The organism is Streptococcus chosunensis (assembly GCF_003626515.1).
Taxonomy (GTDB): domain Bacteria; phylum Bacillota; class Bacilli; order Lactobacillales; family Streptococcaceae; genus Streptococcus; species Streptococcus chosunensis.
The window spans coordinates 652,608-669,213 of the sequence record NZ_RBCK01000001.1; the positions used below are offsets into that span (position 1 = coordinate 652,608).

General features: G+C 41.7%; 18 protein-coding genes. 1 reads left to right on the top strand and 17 read right to left on the bottom strand.

Annotated elements, in window-relative coordinates:
- Nucleotides 1–16: 16 nt before the first annotated feature.
- From D7D54_RS03060 to ybeY, 12 genes are all read right to left on the bottom strand, one after another.
- Entirely contained in the window at nucleotides 17–970 is a 954-nt protein-coding gene (locus tag D7D54_RS03060) for a competence protein CoiA (protein WP_120718801.1), read from the bottom strand.
- 72 nt (nucleotides 971–1,042) lie between these two features.
- On the bottom strand, nucleotides 1,043–1,903 hold the full coding sequence (gene tehB, locus D7D54_RS03065; protein WP_120718802.1) for an SAM-dependent methyltransferase TehB: 861 nt from the start codon (nucleotides 1,901–1,903) through the stop codon (nucleotides 1,043–1,045).
- Between the two features lie 15 nt (nucleotides 1,904–1,918).
- Entirely contained in the window at nucleotides 1,919–2,386 is a 468-nt protein-coding gene (gene smpB / locus D7D54_RS03070; protein WP_001051750.1) for an SsrA-binding protein SmpB, read from the bottom strand.
- Nucleotides 2,349–4,703 carry a ribonuclease R gene (gene rnr / locus D7D54_RS03075; RefSeq protein WP_120718803.1) on the bottom strand — a complete coding sequence of 785 codons (2,355 nt, stop codon included), beginning with the start codon at nucleotides 4,701–4,703 and terminating at the stop codon, nucleotides 2,349–2,351. The genes smpB and rnr overlap by 38 nt, the downstream gene beginning before the upstream one ends.
- 92 nt (nucleotides 4,704–4,795) lie before the next feature.
- Entirely contained in the window at nucleotides 4,796–5,029 is a 234-nt protein-coding gene (gene secG / locus D7D54_RS03080; protein ID WP_000282517.1) for a preprotein translocase subunit SecG, read from the bottom strand.
- Nucleotides 5,030–5,068: 39 nt separating this feature from the next.
- Nucleotides 5,069–5,218 (bottom strand): 50S ribosomal protein L33, encoded by a 150-nt coding sequence (gene rpmG, locus D7D54_RS03085; RefSeq protein WP_001809104.1) that lies wholly within the window; start codon nucleotides 5,216–5,218, stop codon nucleotides 5,069–5,071.
- Nucleotides 5,218–6,417 carry a multidrug efflux MFS transporter PmrA gene (locus D7D54_RS03090; protein WP_020901790.1) on the bottom strand — a complete coding sequence of 400 codons (1,200 nt, stop codon included), beginning with the start codon at nucleotides 6,415–6,417 and terminating at the stop codon, nucleotides 5,218–5,220. The genes rpmG and D7D54_RS03090 overlap by 1 nt, the downstream gene beginning before the upstream one ends.
- Nucleotides 6,404–7,009, bottom strand: coding sequence for a dephospho-CoA kinase (gene coaE / locus D7D54_RS03095; protein WP_020901789.1), 606 nt, complete (start codon nucleotides 7,007–7,009; stop codon nucleotides 6,404–6,406). The genes D7D54_RS03090 and coaE overlap by 14 nt, the downstream gene beginning before the upstream one ends.
- Complete coding sequence (gene mutM, locus D7D54_RS03100; RefSeq protein ID WP_120718804.1) at nucleotides 7,009–7,833, bottom strand: DNA-formamidopyrimidine glycosylase; 825 nt, start codon at nucleotides 7,831–7,833, stop codon at nucleotides 7,009–7,011. The genes coaE and mutM overlap by 1 nt, the downstream gene beginning before the upstream one ends.
- A 48-nt stretch (nucleotides 7,834–7,881) precedes the next feature.
- Entirely contained in the window at nucleotides 7,882–8,781 is a 900-nt protein-coding gene (gene era, locus D7D54_RS03105; RefSeq protein WP_084951356.1) for a GTPase Era, read from the bottom strand.
- 16 nt (nucleotides 8,782–8,797) lie between these two features.
- Nucleotides 8,798–9,193, bottom strand: coding sequence for a diacylglycerol kinase family protein (locus D7D54_RS03110; RefSeq protein WP_084927583.1), 396 nt, complete (start codon nucleotides 9,191–9,193; stop codon nucleotides 8,798–8,800).
- Nucleotides 9,174–9,671 carry an rRNA maturation RNase YbeY gene (gene ybeY, locus D7D54_RS03115; protein WP_084927581.1) on the bottom strand — a complete coding sequence of 166 codons (498 nt, stop codon included), beginning with the start codon at nucleotides 9,669–9,671 and terminating at the stop codon, nucleotides 9,174–9,176. Before ybeY ends, D7D54_RS03110 begins: the two co-directional genes overlap by 20 nt.
- 104 nt (nucleotides 9,672–9,775) lie before the next feature.
- Between ybeY and pavA the strand changes: the two genes are divergently transcribed.
- Entirely contained in the window at nucleotides 9,776–11,431 is a 1,656-nt protein-coding gene (pavA, locus tag D7D54_RS03120; protein ID WP_120718805.1) for an Rqc2 family fibronectin-binding protein PavA, read from the top strand.
- Between the two features lie 32 nt (nucleotides 11,432–11,463).
- Here the strand turns inward: pavA and deoD are convergent, their stop codons facing one another.
- The 5 genes from deoD to D7D54_RS03145 all read right to left on the bottom strand — a co-directional run bounded on the left by deoD (nucleotide 11,464) and on the right by D7D54_RS03145 (nucleotide 16,590).
- Nucleotides 11,464–12,174, bottom strand: coding sequence for a purine-nucleoside phosphorylase (gene deoD, locus D7D54_RS03125; protein WP_020901784.1), 711 nt, complete (start codon nucleotides 12,172–12,174; stop codon nucleotides 11,464–11,466).
- A 550-nt stretch (nucleotides 12,175–12,724) separates the two neighbouring features.
- Complete coding sequence (locus D7D54_RS03130) at nucleotides 12,725–14,008, bottom strand: chloride channel protein (RefSeq protein ID WP_031237630.1); 1,284 nt, start codon at nucleotides 14,006–14,008, stop codon at nucleotides 12,725–12,727.
- A 2-nt stretch (nucleotides 14,009–14,010) separates the two neighbouring features.
- Entirely contained in the window at nucleotides 14,011–14,820 is an 810-nt protein-coding gene (locus D7D54_RS03135; protein WP_120718806.1) for a purine-nucleoside phosphorylase, read from the bottom strand.
- Nucleotides 14,817–15,377, bottom strand: a complete 561-nt coding sequence (locus D7D54_RS03140; protein WP_031237629.1) for a DUF1697 domain-containing protein — start codon at nucleotides 15,375–15,377, stop codon at nucleotides 14,817–14,819. The genes D7D54_RS03135 and D7D54_RS03140 overlap by 4 nt, the downstream gene beginning before the upstream one ends.
- Before the next feature lies 1 nt (nucleotide 15,378).
- On the bottom strand, nucleotides 15,379–16,590 hold the full coding sequence (locus D7D54_RS03145; RefSeq protein WP_020901780.1) for a phosphopentomutase: 1,212 nt from the start codon (nucleotides 16,588–16,590) through the stop codon (nucleotides 15,379–15,381).
- Between the last annotated feature and the right edge of the window lie 16 nt (nucleotides 16,591–16,606).

Sequence of the window (16,606 nt, forward strand, 5' to 3'; positions counted from 1 at the left end):
GATTCCTCCATCTTCTCTATTCTACCATATTTTTCATGAAATATTGATGATAAAAGGCTGGTGGATAGAGCTTTTGCCAATCATTTTGAGGATTTTTTTGATAATAGGTTTGAAAATACTGATAATAGCTGGTCAAATCTTGCTTAATCTGGCAAAACTCACCTACTAGTGGTCGAATTTGTGGATACCATTCTTTCAGCCCATAAGTCAGGATATTATCTCCCTTTTCATAAGCTTCTGCTTGTTCTTTCATCCAAATAGGATTTTGATAATAAAGTTGCTGTCTGATATAGCGACAGATGTTCTTGTCCTGAGAAACTGTAAAACGATATATTTTTTGTTTCTTATAGGGAAGACGTAATATCTCCAGTAGACTATCTTGGCCATAGGGAAATTCCTTAATCTGATAATGGAGTTTACCTCGGAGATCCTGGTGGATGAGATATTTAAGCCTTAAAACCTGTTTTTTCTTGTCTACTTCCCAAATATAAAAGCCCATGTTTTGACTAAAATAGAGAAAACCTTGTTGCAGACGAGTCAAACGCTCCTTGAGCCAAAGTTTTTCTCCTAGCAACCACAGTACTTGGTAACCCTGACTACGATAACCCTCACTACGCTCTTTAAGAAGTTTTTGAGGCAAGGGACTACACTGAACTTCTAGAACTAGATTACGATTTACAAATACATCTGCAATCTGTTTAAGTTCTGGAAGCGGGTATTCTAATTGAACCTCTGTCTCTTTTTTCAACCAGTGATAAAGGGATTCCTTATTTGCCAGGTGTTCTTGACTTTCATTTTCAGAGGAAAAATCACAGTCTTTTAAGGATTTATGAGCAAAATGGGTCCTTACACTTGATCCTTGACGCAAACGGAGCTGACCTCCACAAGCTGGGCAGGTGTATGCTTGCTTCTCAAGCTTATCCTCTAACACATTTACCAGCTGTCCCCTAGCATTTCTCGCAACAAACATGATTTCCCTCCTTTTCTATATTATTCGCAAAAAAGAAAAAAGATCAGGAATTTTCCAGATCTTCATTCTTATTTACTTTATTTTCTTAGCTAGCATGGTCGCAAAGCGTAGTTGAATACGATTACCATTTTCATCACGACAGTGAAGATGACCCGGATTTTCATTGTACTTAACCAATTCCCAGTCCTTGTAATAGTCTGCCAGTTCCCCTTCCTTAAAAGCAAATGGGAAGTTCACTGAGCAAGGATAATCCTCCGTATCCATGGCACAAACGATAAGATTGTAACCACCAACAGTGGTTTTCTCCTGCATGTTTTTGATAATTGCAGGAATGCGATCTGCTTGCAGAAACATCAAAACAACTGTCGAGACGATGAAATCATACTCTTGACCAATGCTAGCTGAATTGATATCGTAGAGACCAACAGGCATGTCCAAATCTTCCTGCTCCACAATGCTTTGCAAGATTTCAAGAGCCAGTTCATTTTGATCTACGGCTGTCACATCAAAACCTTGCTGGGCTAGAAAGAGTGCATTACGACCTTGACCACAGCCCAAATCCAAGGCTTTCCCTGGTTTTACTGTCTGCATGGCCTCTAGGACCTCTGAATGAACAGGATTGGTATTGTATTTTTTAGGGAAATAATCCTCAGGTTTACAATAAAATTCCAAGTACCACTCTACATCGTCTGTTACAGCCTCTACTCGGTGCCAAGCTTGTGGTTGTGCCATGGGATTGTCGGCTCCTGCTTCAAAGAGATGCTCAGCTAGAACCTCACCATCCTCTGTCAATTCAATAAACTTGAGAGTTCCTTTTAAAACAGTAATCTTACCCCAAGTCCCTACCTTGGTATTGTGTTTCTGCTGAACCGCCTCTGGCATGGTTTCTTTCGTCCACAAGGGCATACGTTTATAGGCAACTAGTTTTTCCATTTTCATTTCCTCTTTTTATCGCTGATTAACAGCTTTCATCACGCGCGCAATATCGCGATTCTGCTCACGACGTTTGATTGACTCCCGTTTATCATAGTCATGCTTCCCTTTGGCAAGTCCTAAAAGGAGCTTGGCATAGCCATCTTTAATATAGACCTTAAGGGGAACCAGCGTCATTCCTGTCCCTTTAGTCTCTTGTTCCAATTTTTGAATTTGTTTCTTATGGAGCAGGAGTTTTCGACGACGTTCTGGTTCTTGATTCCAGATATTGCCCTCTTCGTAAGGAGCGATATGAACATTGCTCAACCAAACCTCCCCATTTTTCACTTGGGCAAAGCCATCCTTGAGATTGATTCGAGCAGCTCGCACACTCTTGATTTCAGTTCCAGTCAGGACCATTCCTGCCTCTAGCGTATCTACGATTGTATAGTCGTGGCGCGCTTTTTTATTTTGTGCGACGACCTTTCCCTCGCCCTTTGCCATGCTTGGCTCCTTTCTTAGCTACTTCCTTATAAAAAGGTTTCTTCCCTTTTTTCTTCTTATCTTTTTGTGAATGCTTGCGCTTATCATTTGAGCGTCCTGATTTTCTCTTATCTTCCTTCTTATCTGAACGACGACTTGAACCACGCCCTCTGTCACTGCGATTAGACTGTTTTAAGCCTTTTTCAATCACATCAAACTCACTTGGGATATATGAGAAGTCAATTTCACCAGTCATCTTGTCGGCTCTTTCAACTCGGATACGAATCTGTTGCCCTACACGGAAGGCTGTTCCTGATTTTTCTCCACGAAGAGTCAAATCACGTTCGTTGAAATGATAAAATTCAGGTAGATTAGTAATGTGAATCAAGCCTTCAACTGTATTTGGCAATTCAACAAAAAGACCGAATTTAAGAATACTTGATACAACTGCATCGTACTCTTCACCCACGTATTCCTCCATGTACTCAGCTTTTTTCATGGCTTCGACTTCACGTTCAGCCTCAATGGCACGACGCTCCCGGTTGGAAGACTGGGTCGCAATCTCAGGAATCACTTGTTCAAAATGCTCTGCTATTTCCTTAGAACGGCCGTAATCCCGAATCATACGATGAACAAGGAGGTCTGGATAACGGCGAATAGGACTGGTAAAATGAGTATAGTAATCTGCTGCTAGTCCATAGTGGCCGTGATTGTGCTCTGAATAGCGAGCCTGCTGCATGGAGCGAAGAAGCATCATGGACAAGACATCCGCATAAGGTTCTCCTTCAACAGTACGCATGATATCTTGGAGGGTCTCCTGGCTAATCTCACTTGCAGTCCCATAAATGCGTAAGCCAAAGCTTGAAGCATAATCAATAAACTTCTGAACCTTTTCAGCCTTAGGCTCCTCATGGATACGATAAATAAAAGGCAAATCCAGCTTGCTAAAATGCTCGGCAACTGTTTCATTAGCCATCAACATAAAGGACTCAATCATGCGCTCGGCAACACCACGCTGACGAAGAACGATATCAACAGGCTTACCTTGCTTATCCACCAAAATCTTAGCTTCATTGGTTTCGAAATTGAGGGCTCCACGTTTTACTCGCATATTCTCTAGAGTTTCATGGAGCTTGGTCATGAGTTCGATACTTGGAACAATTTTCTGATATTCTTGTCTCTTTTCCTCATCACCTGCTAGGATATCATTGACATCACTGTAGGTCATACGGAAGCTTGTCTTGATAACCGTTTGTGTAATAGTGTAATTGACCACACGACCATGTTTATCAATCTCCATAATGGCTGACTGGGTCAGGCGGTCAACTTGAGGATTGAGAGAGCAAATTCCATTTGACAGTCGTTCTGGAAGCATTGGGACCACACGGTCTGTCACATAGACAGAAGTTGCGCGGTTAAGGGCTTCCTTGTCAAGAGCAGAACCCTCGGTCACATAGTAGGAAACATCTGCGATGTGAACTCCGAGTTCCAGATTGCCATTTTTCAAGGCCTTGATATGCACCGCATCGTCCAAGTCCTTAGCATCTGCACCGTCAATGGTAAAAGTTATCTCATCTCTTAGATCCAGACGACCTTCCATATCCTTTTGAGACGGAGCATCAGGCACACTTTCTGCTTCCTTGACAACAGCTTCTGGAAATTCTGAGACAATATCCATTGATTCCAAGACCTCAAGAACATCAATTCCGACATCTGTTGAATGACCCACTACATCGAGAACACTAGCAACAAAGAAATCATGTTTCTTGCTCGGGTATTTGTCGATAAAGACCTTGAGAACTTCTGTTCCCTCCAGTTTAAGGGCTGGTTTCTTCACATAAATCGGTTGACTGATTTTCTGGTTTTTCGAACGAATGTAGCCAGCATACTTAGGCTTTTCCTGATCTAGAACGATTTGACCGACAACGGTTGTCAAACTATGTTCTAGGATATCGATAATTTTGGCTTCCGCTGCTGTTCCCTTGTTACGATCAGCGACTTTCTTGATGATAACCTCAACAGTATCGCCATCAATAGCATAGTTGACATCGTTTTTCCCTACAAAAAGGTCGTCCTCCTCACCTTCTAGGCTGACAAAGCCAAAGCCATTTTTATGGGCATGAAAAATCCCCTTGAGAGTAATCTCATGTTTTTTCTTAACTTCCAAGGTCAGACTGCCATCTTCTTCAAAGCGAATCTGGTGTTTTCTTTCCATTAGGGACAAGGTTTTAATCAACTCACGAAAATCCTTGGATCCGTCTTTTCCCAAAGCCTGAGCTAAGTCATTGACAGTTACCTTTCCTTTATCTTGTAAATATTCTTTTATAATTTCTTTCATGTTTTCTTTCTAGATTTTTTATTTGGTGTTAAAATAAGATACTCATTTTACAAATAAAAACAGGCAAAGACCTAGTCCTGCCCATTATTTTCTTATCTACTTGATAATACCGTCAATGCTAAGGCAATGGCTAGCCAGAAAAAGACTAAAATCCCTGTCAAACGCTGCATTACAGCTTCGAAACCGCGTGCTTTACTGCGTTCAAACAAATCACCTGAGCTGGCATCAAATACATTGCTGGATTGGTTTTTAGTTGGTTGCATGAAAATCGCAATTACAATCACAACAGATAATACTAATAAAATGGTTAATAATAGGTTATACATATCAAACTCCTTAAAATCCCTATTATTTTACCATAAAATCTACTTAGATTCAAGATGTAGGGTTACTTTTCTTTCCTTGGGACAATACTTTAAAACCTCAATCTTGTCTGGATGGGTTTTTGAATTTTTACTGGTTAGGTAATTGATACTGCCACAAGAGGAGCATTTGAGATTAATTTTTACTCGCACTAGATTTCCTTTACTTTTAATAATGTTCGAAATTGAAGAAGGTTAAAGAGACAACTAAAGGCAACACAAAGACTTGTCGCATAAAAGACAGCATGGTAGCCAAATTGACCTGCTACTGCAGAACCTGCCATAGGCCCAACGACACCTCCCAGATAAAAGAATACCTGATTGAAGGCAAAGACCCTCGAAATACCAGCTTTGGGCGTCATCTTGCTGAGAAGGGCATTAACTCCAGGAATCAGCGCACCGGTTCCCAAGCCAAAGAGGAAACGATAGAGTCCTAGTTGAAGGGGGCTAGAAGCATTGGCACAGAGAAGATAGATGATGACTGAATAAAACTGGGCTACAACCAAGAGACGATGATTCCCCACCTTGTCACCTAACTTGCCCATGACTCCTGCACTCATCATACTGGAAAAGCCCATACTGGACACAATCAAAGCAGAGACAAAAAGAAGATTCTCTGTCTGGCCTAAGTCGCGTACATACAGAGCTAAGATAGGGCCGATTGATTGGGCTGAAAATTGGATGACAAAACTGGTCAGAAAGAGGTTGACCAAGAGATAGGGATATTTAACTGATGTAAATAATTCCTTTGTTGGGATGGCCTTTTCCTTGGCTACTGGTTGAAAATCTTCCTTAATAAAGCAAATAGTTAAAACAGCAGCTAAGAATAGAAAACTACCAACCAGTAAGAAAACAGTACGAATGCCAAATAATTCTGCAATAAATCCCCCGATAAAGGGACCAGTTAAAGTACCTGCAACTACACCTGTGGACAAAGTCCCAAGAGCAGAACCCGATTTCTCCTTGGGAACCTGACTGGCTATCATAGCCGTTGCATTGGGAACAAATCCTGCAAATACACCGTTTAATAAACGAAGAAAGATTAACCAATAAATATTTGGCACAAAAGCCAAGCCTCCCATAGTAATGGTCATGGCCATCCCAGCCCGAATCATCATGGGTTTTCGACCGTATTTGTCAGCAAGGATGCCCCAGATAGGAGAGAAAAGTGCCGCAGAAATGGCAGAGACAGAAATAGCTAAACCTGCATAAAAAGCAGCTTGATCACTCCCTACACCTAAATTTTCCACAAAGATAGGCATAAAAGGCACAACCAAGGAAATACTGGCTCCTGTCAGAAAATTACCAAACCAGGCAATGCGCAGATTATCTTTCCAGTTAATCTCTGTCATCTTGCTTATCTCCCTCAAGAAGGGTAAGCACCTGAGTTAGAAGCTGATCACGACTACCATTGTTATCTAGAACATAACTGGCCAAATCTTTCTTTTTTTCTAAAGGCCACTGGGCTGCCAGACGAAACTCAGCTTCATCTTTGGACAAGTGGTCCCTTTTCATTAAGCGTTCTACTTGGACATCTCTATCCACATAGACCAACCAAGTCTCATCAAACCAAGCACTGTAGTCCTGCTCAAAAAGTAGGGGTATATCCATGAAAAAGATAGATTCTGTCTGAGCCAACCGGTCTCTTAACGCAGCTAGTTCCTCACGGATAATCTCTCCTTGGATTTGCTTAGACCATTCTCGCTCTTCAGGATTTGAAAAGATGAGACTAGCTAGAAGAGGGCGATTGAGTTCTCCGTTTGCAAGGATGATTTCTTGCCCAAAATGCTGGACTAGAGCCTGAAACAGACGACCATCAGGTTTTTGAAGTTGATGGACGACTGCGTCGGCATCCACTACTTGCAAGCCTTGCTTTCTTAGAAAATTTGTCACAGTTGACTTACCAGAGGCAATTCCCCCAGTGATTCCAATGATTTTTCCCATCAGTCCCTCCTTTGACACTGAGGACAAAAATGGGTGCCTCGTCCGCCTAGTTGGATTTTCTCAATGATGGTACCACAACGTGAACATTCTTGACCAGCCTTGTCATAAACCTGATGAAAATCCTGCATGGTTCCGTCTTCCCCAAAGGCGTTGGTATAGGTCCGAATGGTGGAGCCGCCTTTTTCAACAGCCTGTCCCAAAACAGCAATAGTCTGGTCATGAATGGCAGTCGCTTCTTCTGCTGTCAAAGTCTGGGAAGCTCTAGCTGGATGAACCTGAGCTCGCCAGAGAACCTCATCCACATAGATATTGCCAAGTCCAGCTACCAAGGTTTGATCTAGGAGATGGGATTTGATAGGCTTTTTAGATTTGGCTAGAGCAGCTTGAAAGACCTGTAAATCAAAGTCTTGTTCACTTGGCTCAGGACCTAGTTTTTTAGAAATAAAGTAGGCGTCCAAAAGGTCAGGAGACAAAAGTTCCATAGTACCAAACTTACGTACATCCTCATAAACAAGTGTCCCACCGTCCTCAAACTGGAAGAAAACATGGGCATGCTTGCGTTCGGGAAGCTGGTCTGGATAGTAAAAATACTTGCCCTCCATCCGCAGATGGGAAATCAAGACCTTGTCTGTCAGGTAAAAAAGCAAATATTTCCCACGACGTCCCATTGACTCAACAACTTGACCAGGCACTTCCTTTTGAAACTGATCCAAATCCGTTTTAATCATCTTGGGATAACGAATTTCTATACTCGAAATCTTCTTTCCCAAAATCAATTTTTCCAAGCCACGTCGAACGGTTTCAACCTCAGGTAATTCAGGCATAAGTCCTCCTTCTGTAAAAACAAGAAGCAGGCATGAGCCCACCTCTACTTAGTATTCTTTTTCATTATAGCCAAAGTCAGCCAAATCCAGCTTTTTATCGCGCCAGTTTTTCTTGACCTTGACCCAGGTTTCTAGAAAGACCTTGTCTCCTAACATGAGTTCAATATCACGACGGGCCATGCTACCGATTTTCTTAAGCATAGCACCACCTTTACCGATGATAATCCCTTTTTGGCTATCGCGCTCGACCATGATGGTTGCACGGATGTGAACCTTGTCAGTCTCTTCATCCCGCTTCATCGAATCAACCACTACAGCAACTGAGTGAGGAATCTCTTCCCGAGTTAGGTGCAAGACTTTCTCGCGAACCATCTCTGAAACCAAGAAACGTTCTGGATGGTCTGTGATTTGGTCAGCTGGGAAATATTGGAAACCTTCGTCCAGATTTTCACTCAAAATATCCACTAGACGAGAGACGTTATTTCCCTGAAGGGCTGAGATAGGGACAATCTCCTTAAATTCCATTTGGTTACGGAAATCATCAATCTGAGACAAAAGCTGGTCTGGGTGAACCTTATCGATCTTGTTCACCACCAAAATCACAGGAACCTTGGCAGCCTTGAGACGCTCGATAATCATGTCGTCTCCCTTACCACGCGCTTCATCCGCAGGAACCATAAAAAGAACAGTATCCACTTCGCGAAGGGTACTATAGGCAGACTCAACCATGAAATCTCCGAGAGCTGTTTTAGGCTTGTGAATCCCTGGTGTGTCGATAAAGATGATTTGTTCCTTATCAGTCGTGTAAATTCCCATGATTTTGTTGCGCGTTGTCTGCGCCTTGTCACTCATGATGGCAATCTTTTGCCCCATGACGTGATTTAAAAAGGTTGACTTCCCAACGTTGGGACGTCCTAAAATGGCTACAAAACCTGATTTAAAAGTCATAATTTCCTCTTACTGTTTAAAATAATAAATCCCAGATTCGTGGGAGAAAAATCAATGCGCCTGTTAAGGCTGCGAAAAGAGAGACCACTAATACCGCGCCAGCCGCCATATCCTTGGCATTTTTAGCCAGCATGGAAAAGTGATAGTGACTGGCCAAATCCACCACATTTTCAATAGCAGAATTGATAATCTCAAACGCTACTACCAAGAAAATGCTCAATAGGAGAAAGAGCCATTCGATTCGTGACACCTGAAAAACAAAACCTGCAAGGATGACCACAAGAGCCGTCACTGCATGTTTTCGCATATTGCGTTCTTCCTTGATAGCAGTAAAAATTCCTGTGATGGCAAATTCTAAACTGGCTATCAGGTCACGATTTTTCCATTTTCGTTTATTGTCTTGTGAGTCCATAGGCTGTCAAAATTTCTTCTTGTAAACCGAACATCTCCGCTTCTTCTTCTGGAGTGTAGTGATCATAGCCGTTGATATGTAAAAAGCCGTGTACTGCCAAGAAGCCCATCTCACGCTCAAAGCTGTGGCCATATTCCTCGGCCTGCTCATGAGCCTTATCAATAGAGATGAACAGTTCCCCAATATAGGCATCAAACTCAGACATCATCTCTGCCAATTCTGGATTGTCAAGCAAATCCTCTTCGTCAAAGGCAATATCCAACTCTGGTTTATACTCAAGACTGATGACATCTGTCGGACGGTCCGTGTCACGGTACTCCAAATTCAGTTCATGACTACGCTCATTAGTCACAAAGGTGACTGCCATTTCCTTGTCTTCTTTTCCTAATTTTTGGGCTGCAAATTCCAAAATTTCTTGGGTTTGTTGCAACATTTCTTTTGAAACTTGACCAGTTTCATCTACCATTTCAATATACATGTACTTCTCGTTTCTCTTTACTTGGCTTTATTATACCACATTTCCATGATTTTATTCTACCTTTTTGATATAATACTATGGAATACGATCACAAGGAGAGAACGATGTCATTTGACGGATTTTTTTTACACCACATGGTTGAGGAATTGCGAAGAGAGTTAGTGAACGGTCGCATCCAGAAAATCAATCAACCTTTTGAACAAGAGTTGGTCTTGCAAATCCGCAGCAATCGCCAAAGCCATCGCCTGCTCCTTTCTGCCCATCCAGTTTTTGGACGCATTCAGCTGACACAAACAACTTTTGAAAACCCAGCCCAGCCTTCTACCTTTATCATGGTTTTGAGAAAGTATTTGCAGGGTGCCCTGATTGAATCAATTGAGCAAGTGGAAAATGACCGTATTGTGGAAATTACGGTTTCTAATAAAAACGAGATTGGAGACCATATTCAGGCTACCTTGATTATCGAAATTATGGGGAAACACAGTAATATTCTACTGGTCGATAAAAGCAGTCATAAAATCCTCGAAGTTATCAAACATGTTGGCTTTTCACAAAATAGCTACCGTACCTTGCTTCCTGGGTCGACCTACATCGCTCCGCCAAGTACGGAATCTTTCAATCCTTTCACGATCAAGGATGAAAAGCTCTTTGAAATCCTACAAACTCAGGAAACGAGAGCTAAGAACCTTCAAAACCTCTTTCAAGGTCTGGGACGGGATACTGCAAATGAATTGGAAAACATTCTGGTTAGTGATAAACTATCTACTTTCCGTAACTTTTTCCATCAAGAAACCAAGCCATGCTTGACTGAGACTTCCTTCAGTCCAGTTCCTTTTGCAAATCAGGTGGGAGAGCCTTTTGCCAGTCTTTCTGATTTGTTGGACAACTACTATAAGGATAAGGCTGAGCGCGACCGCGTCAAACAGCAAGCCAGTGAACTCATTCGTCGTGTTGAAAATGAACTTCAAAAAAATCGTCATAAGCTTAAAAAACAGGAAAAAGAATTACTGGCGACAGACAATGCTGAAGAATTTCGTCAAAAAGGGGAATTGCTGACAACCTTCCTTCACCAAGTGCCTAACGACCAAGACCAGGTTATCCTAGAAAACTACTACACCAACCAACCTATCACGATTGCGCTTGATAAAGCTCTGACTCCCAACCAGAATGCCCAACGCTATTTTAAACGGTATCAGAAACTCAAAGAAGCTGTCAAATACTTGACTGATCTGATTGAAGAAACCAAGGCAACCATTCTCTATCTGGAAAGTGTGGAAACTGTTCTCAATCAAGCTGGGCTGGAAGAAATCGCTGAAATCCGTGAAGAATTGATTCAAACAGGTTTTATCCGCAGAAGACAGCGAGAAAAAATTCAGAAGCGCAAAAAGCCAGAACAATATCTAGCAAGCGATGGCAAAACTATCATCTATGTAGGACGCAATAACCTGCAAAATGAGGAATTGACCTTTAAAATGGCCCGCAAGGAAGAACTTTGGTTCCATGCTAAGGACATTCCTGGAAGCCACGTTGTCATCTCAGGAAATCTTGACCCATCCGATGAAGTCAAGACAGACGCGGCAGAACTAGCCGCCTACTTCTCTCAAGGTCGCCTGTCAAATCTGGTTCAGGTAGATATGATTGAAGTCAAGAAACTCAATAAACCAACTGGTGGAAAACCTGGCTTTGTCACCTACACAGGACAAAAGACCCTCCGTGTCACACCAGACCCAGAAAAAATTGCATCCATGAAAAAATCCTGATTTTACTTAAAATCAGGATTTTCTTTTACATTTTACTCTGTAATCAAGGTTTCTAATCCAACCTTCATCATATCGGTGAAGGTATTTTGGCGTTCTTCTGCAGTCGTGTCTTCATCTGGATTGACCAAACTATCAGAAATAGTCATGATGGCAAGCGCGTCAACATGGTGTTGGGCCGCCAGATAGTAAAGGGCTGCTGCTTCCATTTCCACAGCCTTGACTCCCCATTTACCAAGTTCGATGTTCTTTTCAAAGTAGTTTGAATAAAAGACATCAGAAGACAAAACGTTCCCAACGTGGGTGGTCATACCAAGTTCTTTGGCGATATGGTAGGCCTTGTCCAGCAAATCAAAGCTAGCGATTTGTGGGAAATCGTACTGTGGCCAGTCATTGCGGATGATGTTTGAATTGGTTGCAGCTGCTTGCGCCAAAACTAATTCACGGACGTGAACGTCTTCATTCAAAGAACCTGCTGTTCCCACACGGATCAATTTTTTCACACCGTAGTCCACAATCAACTCACGCGCATAAATCGAAATCGATGGCATCCCCATCCCAGTTCCCATGACAGATACACGGTGGCCCTTGTAAGTACCAGTGTAACCAAACATGTTACGCACTTCGTTAAAACAAACAGCATCTTCAAGGAAATTCTCCGCAATAAACTTCGCACGAAGAGGATCCCCAGGAAGAAGAATTTTATCAGCAATTTCACCCTGCTGAGCAGCAATATGGATAGACATAATTTATGATACAAAGAGCGACAAGAAAACGACTGAAAATTAGGAATCTGACGAGAAATCCTGATTTCTCAGTCAGATTATCTATTTTCCGAGTTTTCCGCTCGTGTTCAAATTAGAACACCTCACTCTACCTTTCTTTTTTTATATTCAGGATAGCGACAGAGAATAAAGTAAAAATAAGAAACTGATGACGCATCGCAGATGCTAAACAGTTTATCTTTTTTACACAGTTCTCCGCCCGTATTCAGTTCAGCAAATACGGTTTACCCATCCTTTCTTTCTTAATTTTGATGATATTGAGAAGCTTAGAGCGGCTTTTATTCAAATCCGAACTCCCTTCTCTTCTGAGTTTTTAGAAAAGTTTTCCGCTCGTGTTCAAATTAGAACACACGCTCTACCTTTCTTTTTTTTATTTTTATAGCTAGGAAAAATCGGATTCAATCAAGATTCCAATAAGACTACTTCATTTTTATTTAAAACAGTTATAAATAAATTGAGAGTTTTTTTAATCTTTTAAATCAAATCATTGACTAGAAGAAATGGGTATTTCCTACCTAATTACTTTATTCTTTGATTTCTGACACAGTATGCTAGGCCAAGGAAAGCGGTCTAACATTTTTGCAAATTCATAGGCTAAAACAGCTGTTACTAAGAGATACGGAAGAGAATCTAAACCGACCCCAGTGAAGCCTATTACTAATCCAGTTGCAGAAATGGGCGCCCTCAAGGTCACAGATAAAAAGCAAACAGATCCCAAAAGTAAAACGGTTGGCTGACTGTCCAAACCTAGAATCATGCCCAAGAGAGCAGCACCAGCCATCCCCAAGGCAAAAGATGGCGTAAGGTTACCACCATAGGCCCCTGCCCACAGAATAATAAGAACGACCACTGCTTTTAGGAAAAACATGAGAATCACTGTTTGACCACTGCTACCATTTAAAATTTCCTGAGCCATCATGCGTCCATTTCCTAGTAGATGTGGAAAATAACTTGCCAACCCAGCAAGAAAAAGAAAAGCTGTAGGCAATGTGAGAAGTATTCGTTTATCTTTTATTCTGTTTGAAGACACTTCTTTGCTCAAACGACCAAAAAGCCAAGCTAGTGGGGTTAAGAAAAGAAGTAATAAGGGAATAATCCATATTTCCTTTAATGACCAAATGATGGCTGGAATCTGGTAGAGAGCCTGATCTGAAATAACCCAGCCTGCTATATAGGTTGAGACATAGGTAGTCAAACCGACTAAGACAAATCGTTTAATAGATAGAGCGATTCCTAGGGTTTCAAAAACAAAGAAGACACTTGTTAATGGAACCTGATAAACAGCCGCTAAACCAGCACCAGCACCACAAGCAAGGAGAAAGATACGATCCTTCATGGACAGTATACATATTTTTCCAATTGGCCCTGCAAATAGAGTTCCAATCTCTCGTGGTGCAGCTTCTTTGCCAATAGGGGCTCCCCCTCCAACTGCAATGATCTGCCAAATTGAATGAAATAGCTGTCTTAAAAAATGAAGCTTGTATTGTGAAGTCTCATCCTTCATCTGAGCTTTGATGGAATAAATCTTCGACCCTTTTTGCAAGAAATACCAGACCAAGGATGAGCCAAGACCCACGATTATTAAACTTAGTCCTATCCGTGAGGAGGAAACTCCATCTGTCAAAAATCCACTATGATGTTCTGACTGACCAAAAGCTAGACTCTCTACTATCTCTAAAAGATAATGGAGAAAAATACCAGATAAACCCGAAACTATTCCTTGTAGAATCACTGCTAGGAATAATCTAAAATTATAAGGAATCTTTCGAAAAAATCTCCTCAAGTCCTTTAACATGATTACAATTCTGCAAGAATCGCTTTAAGCAAGCCCTTGAAATCACCTTTGACACGTTCGGTTACTTCTACAACTTCTTCGTGGTTGAGTTCTTCTTGGAAGCCTGCAGCATGGTTAGTAATACATGAAATACCGAGAACTTTCAAACCTGAGTGAGCTGCCACAATAACTTCAGGAACAGTCGACATACCAACTGCATCTGCTCCCAGTGTCTTATAGGCGCGGATTTCTGCTGGTGTTTCATAAGTCGGACCAGTAACGCCGATATAGACACCTTCATCAAGCTTGATACCAAGTTTTTTAGCCACTTCATGGGCAGTAGCACGGTATTCTGGTGTGTAGGCCTTAGACATATCTGGGAAACGTGGACCAAATTCATCCAAGTTTTCACCCATCAATGGGTTCTGCCCCGTCATATTGATATGGTCTGAGATAGCCATCAAAGTACCAGGACCAAATCCAATACCGCCAGCTGCATTGGTTACAATGACACCTTCACATCCAAGAACTTTCATGACACGAACTGGGAAAGTCACGACTTCAAGAGGATTTCCTTCATAGAAATGAAAACGACCTTGAAGAGCCAAGACCTTGCGCCCTGCAAGTTCACCATATACCAATTTACCAGCGTGACCGACTACTGTCGAACGGCCCCAGTTTGGAATCTCAGCATAGTCTACTACAACTGGATTTTCGATTTCTTCTGCAAGTTCTCCAAGTCCTGATCCAAGGATTAAACCGAACTCAGGCACTTGGATTCCTTTATCTTTCAGAAAAGCAGCTGTTTCTTGGATCTTATCTAAAAATGTCATTGTGTGTCTCCTTTATTATTTTTTAGCATTTGACCGATTTTTTCAAAAGTTTTAGCATTGCGAATGGTGATTTGGCGGTAGAAAGGCATCTTGAGCAAGTACTTATGATAGGCAGTCTTAGAGTAGGATTCTTCAGAGAATTTTCCCCAGAAAATCCCAAGTTTTCCAAAATGAAGAACTTCATCTTCCAGTTTCAAACTGCCTACTTTCTCGATGACTTGGTCCACATCCAAACCCTCCGTGTAAAAGAGGACATCTTTTCGTGCCAAATCTTCGTTCCACCAAGCTGGCAGATTCTCCACTTCTGCTTCATAGTCTTCTTGACTCAGCAAAGAAAAACTCTGAATAAATGGATAATAGACTGCAAAGAAAGCCTCTAACTTTTCAACCAATTGGTCTTTGAGAACTCTCGAAGTAAAGAAAATATTGCCACTGTTGATGTAGGTTTCAACCTTTTCCAGTCCCAACTCTGTCAGTTCTTGACGAAGTTGCGCCATGACAACCTTATTTTTCCCTCCGACATTAATGCCCCGAACAAGTAAAGCATATCGCGTCATCTTATACCAATTTATCTAAGAAACTTTCCCCAATCATGGCAGTTTCAACACCAAAGTTATCGGCAACAGTCGCTGAGATATCTGCAAAATGTCCAACTGGAATGACACCATTTCCTTTAAAGGAAGGACTGTAAGCCAAAAGTGGAATATATTCACGAGTGTGGTCTGTTCCTGCATAGGTTGGGTCATTTCCATGGTCCGCAGTTATCAAGAGAAGGTCATTCTCTCTCATAGCTGCGATAATTTCAGGCAAGCGTTCATCAAAGTCATGCAAGCAATCACGGTAACCATGAGCATTGCGGCGGTGACCGTAAAGAGCATCAAAGTCTACCAAGTTTGTGAAGGAGAATCCTTTTTCAAACTCAGCAAGGCCCATGGTCTTCAAGAGTGTATCAATTCCATGGCTATTTGACTTATTGTGTCCCATGTCATGATTGATACCAGCTCCGTTAAAGATATCGTTGATTTTACCAACAGCATAAGTATCGATACCAGCTTCATTTAATTTATCCAAAACAGTTGGTGCAAATGGTGAAACTGCCAAGTCACGACGATTTGCAGTACGGGTGAAGTTACCTGGCTCACCAACATAAGGACGAGCAATGATACGACCTAGAAGGGCTGGGCGCTCAAGGGTAATCGAACGAGCGTATTCACAGATACGGTAAAGTTCATCCAGAGGAATGATGTCTTCGTGGGCAGCAATTTGCAAAACAGGATCAGCTGAAGTATAGATAATCAACTCTCCAGTTTCCATTTGACGTGGTCCAAAATCATCGATAACTGCTGTTCCTGAGTAAGGTTTGTTGGCTTCACGAATGACCTTGCGTCCTGAGAATTCTTCAATTTTTGTCAAGATTTCTTCTGGGAATCCGTTCCAGAAAGTATCGAAAGGCTCAGTGATATTTAGTCCCATGATTTCCCAGTGTCCAGTCATAGTATCCTTACCAAGAGATACTTCTTCTAATTTTGTTGCATATCCAGTTGGATTGCTTTCTGCCGGTACAGTCTTAAGAGGAGTTTCACGAGGAATATTTCCTAGGCCGATTTTAGCCATGTTTGGCACATTCAAACCAACTGTTTTAGAAATGTGTCCCAATGTGTCAGAAGCCCCATCTGGAACCCCTGCATTGACAAAGTTATTAGCATCTGGTGCAGCACCAATTCCCACAGAATCTAGTACCACCAAGTGAATACGATTAAATTTTGACATAGTGTATCTCCTTATT

Coding starts and splice junctions, on each gene's coding strand:
- D7D54_RS03060 (WP_120718801.1), bottom strand. CDS start 970: ATGTTTGTTGCGAGAAATGCTAGGGGACAGCTGGTAAATGTGTTAGAG.
- tehB (WP_120718802.1), bottom strand. CDS start 1,903: ATGGAAAAACTAGTTGCCTATAAACGTATGCCCTTGTGGACGAAAGAA.
- smpB (WP_001051750.1), bottom strand. CDS start 2,386: ATGGCAAAGGGCGAGGGAAAGGTCGTCGCACAAAATAAAAAAGCGCGC.
- rnr (WP_120718803.1), bottom strand. CDS start 4,703: ATGAAAGAAATTATAAAAGAATATTTACAAGATAAAGGAAAGGTAACT.
- secG (WP_000282517.1), bottom strand. CDS start 5,029: ATGTATAACCTATTATTAACCATTTTATTAGTATTATCTGTTGTGATT.
- D7D54_RS03090 (WP_020901790.1), bottom strand. CDS start 6,417: ATGACAGAGATTAACTGGAAAGATAATCTGCGCATTGCCTGGTTTGGT.
- coaE (WP_020901789.1), bottom strand. CDS start 7,009: ATGGGAAAAATCATTGGAATCACTGGGGGAATTGCCTCTGGTAAGTCA.
- mutM (WP_120718804.1), bottom strand. CDS start 7,833: ATGCCTGAATTACCTGAGGTTGAAACCGTTCGACGTGGCTTGGAAAAA.
- era (WP_084951356.1), bottom strand. CDS start 8,781: ATGACTTTTAAATCAGGTTTTGTAGCCATTTTAGGACGTCCCAACGTT.
- D7D54_RS03110 (WP_084927583.1), bottom strand. CDS start 9,193: ATGGACTCACAAGACAATAAACGAAAATGGAAAAATCGTGACCTGATA.
- ybeY (WP_084927581.1), bottom strand. CDS start 9,671: ATGTATATTGAAATGGTAGATGAAACTGGTCAAGTTTCAAAAGAAATG.
- pavA (WP_120718805.1), top strand. CDS start 9,776: ATGTCATTTGACGGATTTTTTTTACACCACATGGTTGAGGAATTGCGA.
- deoD (WP_020901784.1), bottom strand. CDS start 12,174: ATGTCTATCCATATTGCTGCTCAGCAGGGTGAAATTGCTGATAAAATT.
- D7D54_RS03130 (WP_031237630.1), bottom strand. CDS start 14,008: ATGTTAAAGGACTTGAGGAGATTTTTTCGAAAGATTCCTTATAATTTT.
- D7D54_RS03135 (WP_120718806.1), bottom strand. CDS start 14,820: ATGACATTTTTAGATAAGATCCAAGAAACAGCTGCTTTTCTGAAAGAT.
- D7D54_RS03140 (WP_031237629.1), bottom strand. CDS start 15,377: ATGACGCGATATGCTTTACTTGTTCGGGGCATTAATGTCGGAGGGAAA.
- D7D54_RS03145 (WP_020901780.1), bottom strand. CDS start 16,590: ATGTCAAAATTTAATCGTATTCACTTGGTGGTACTAGATTCTGTGGGA.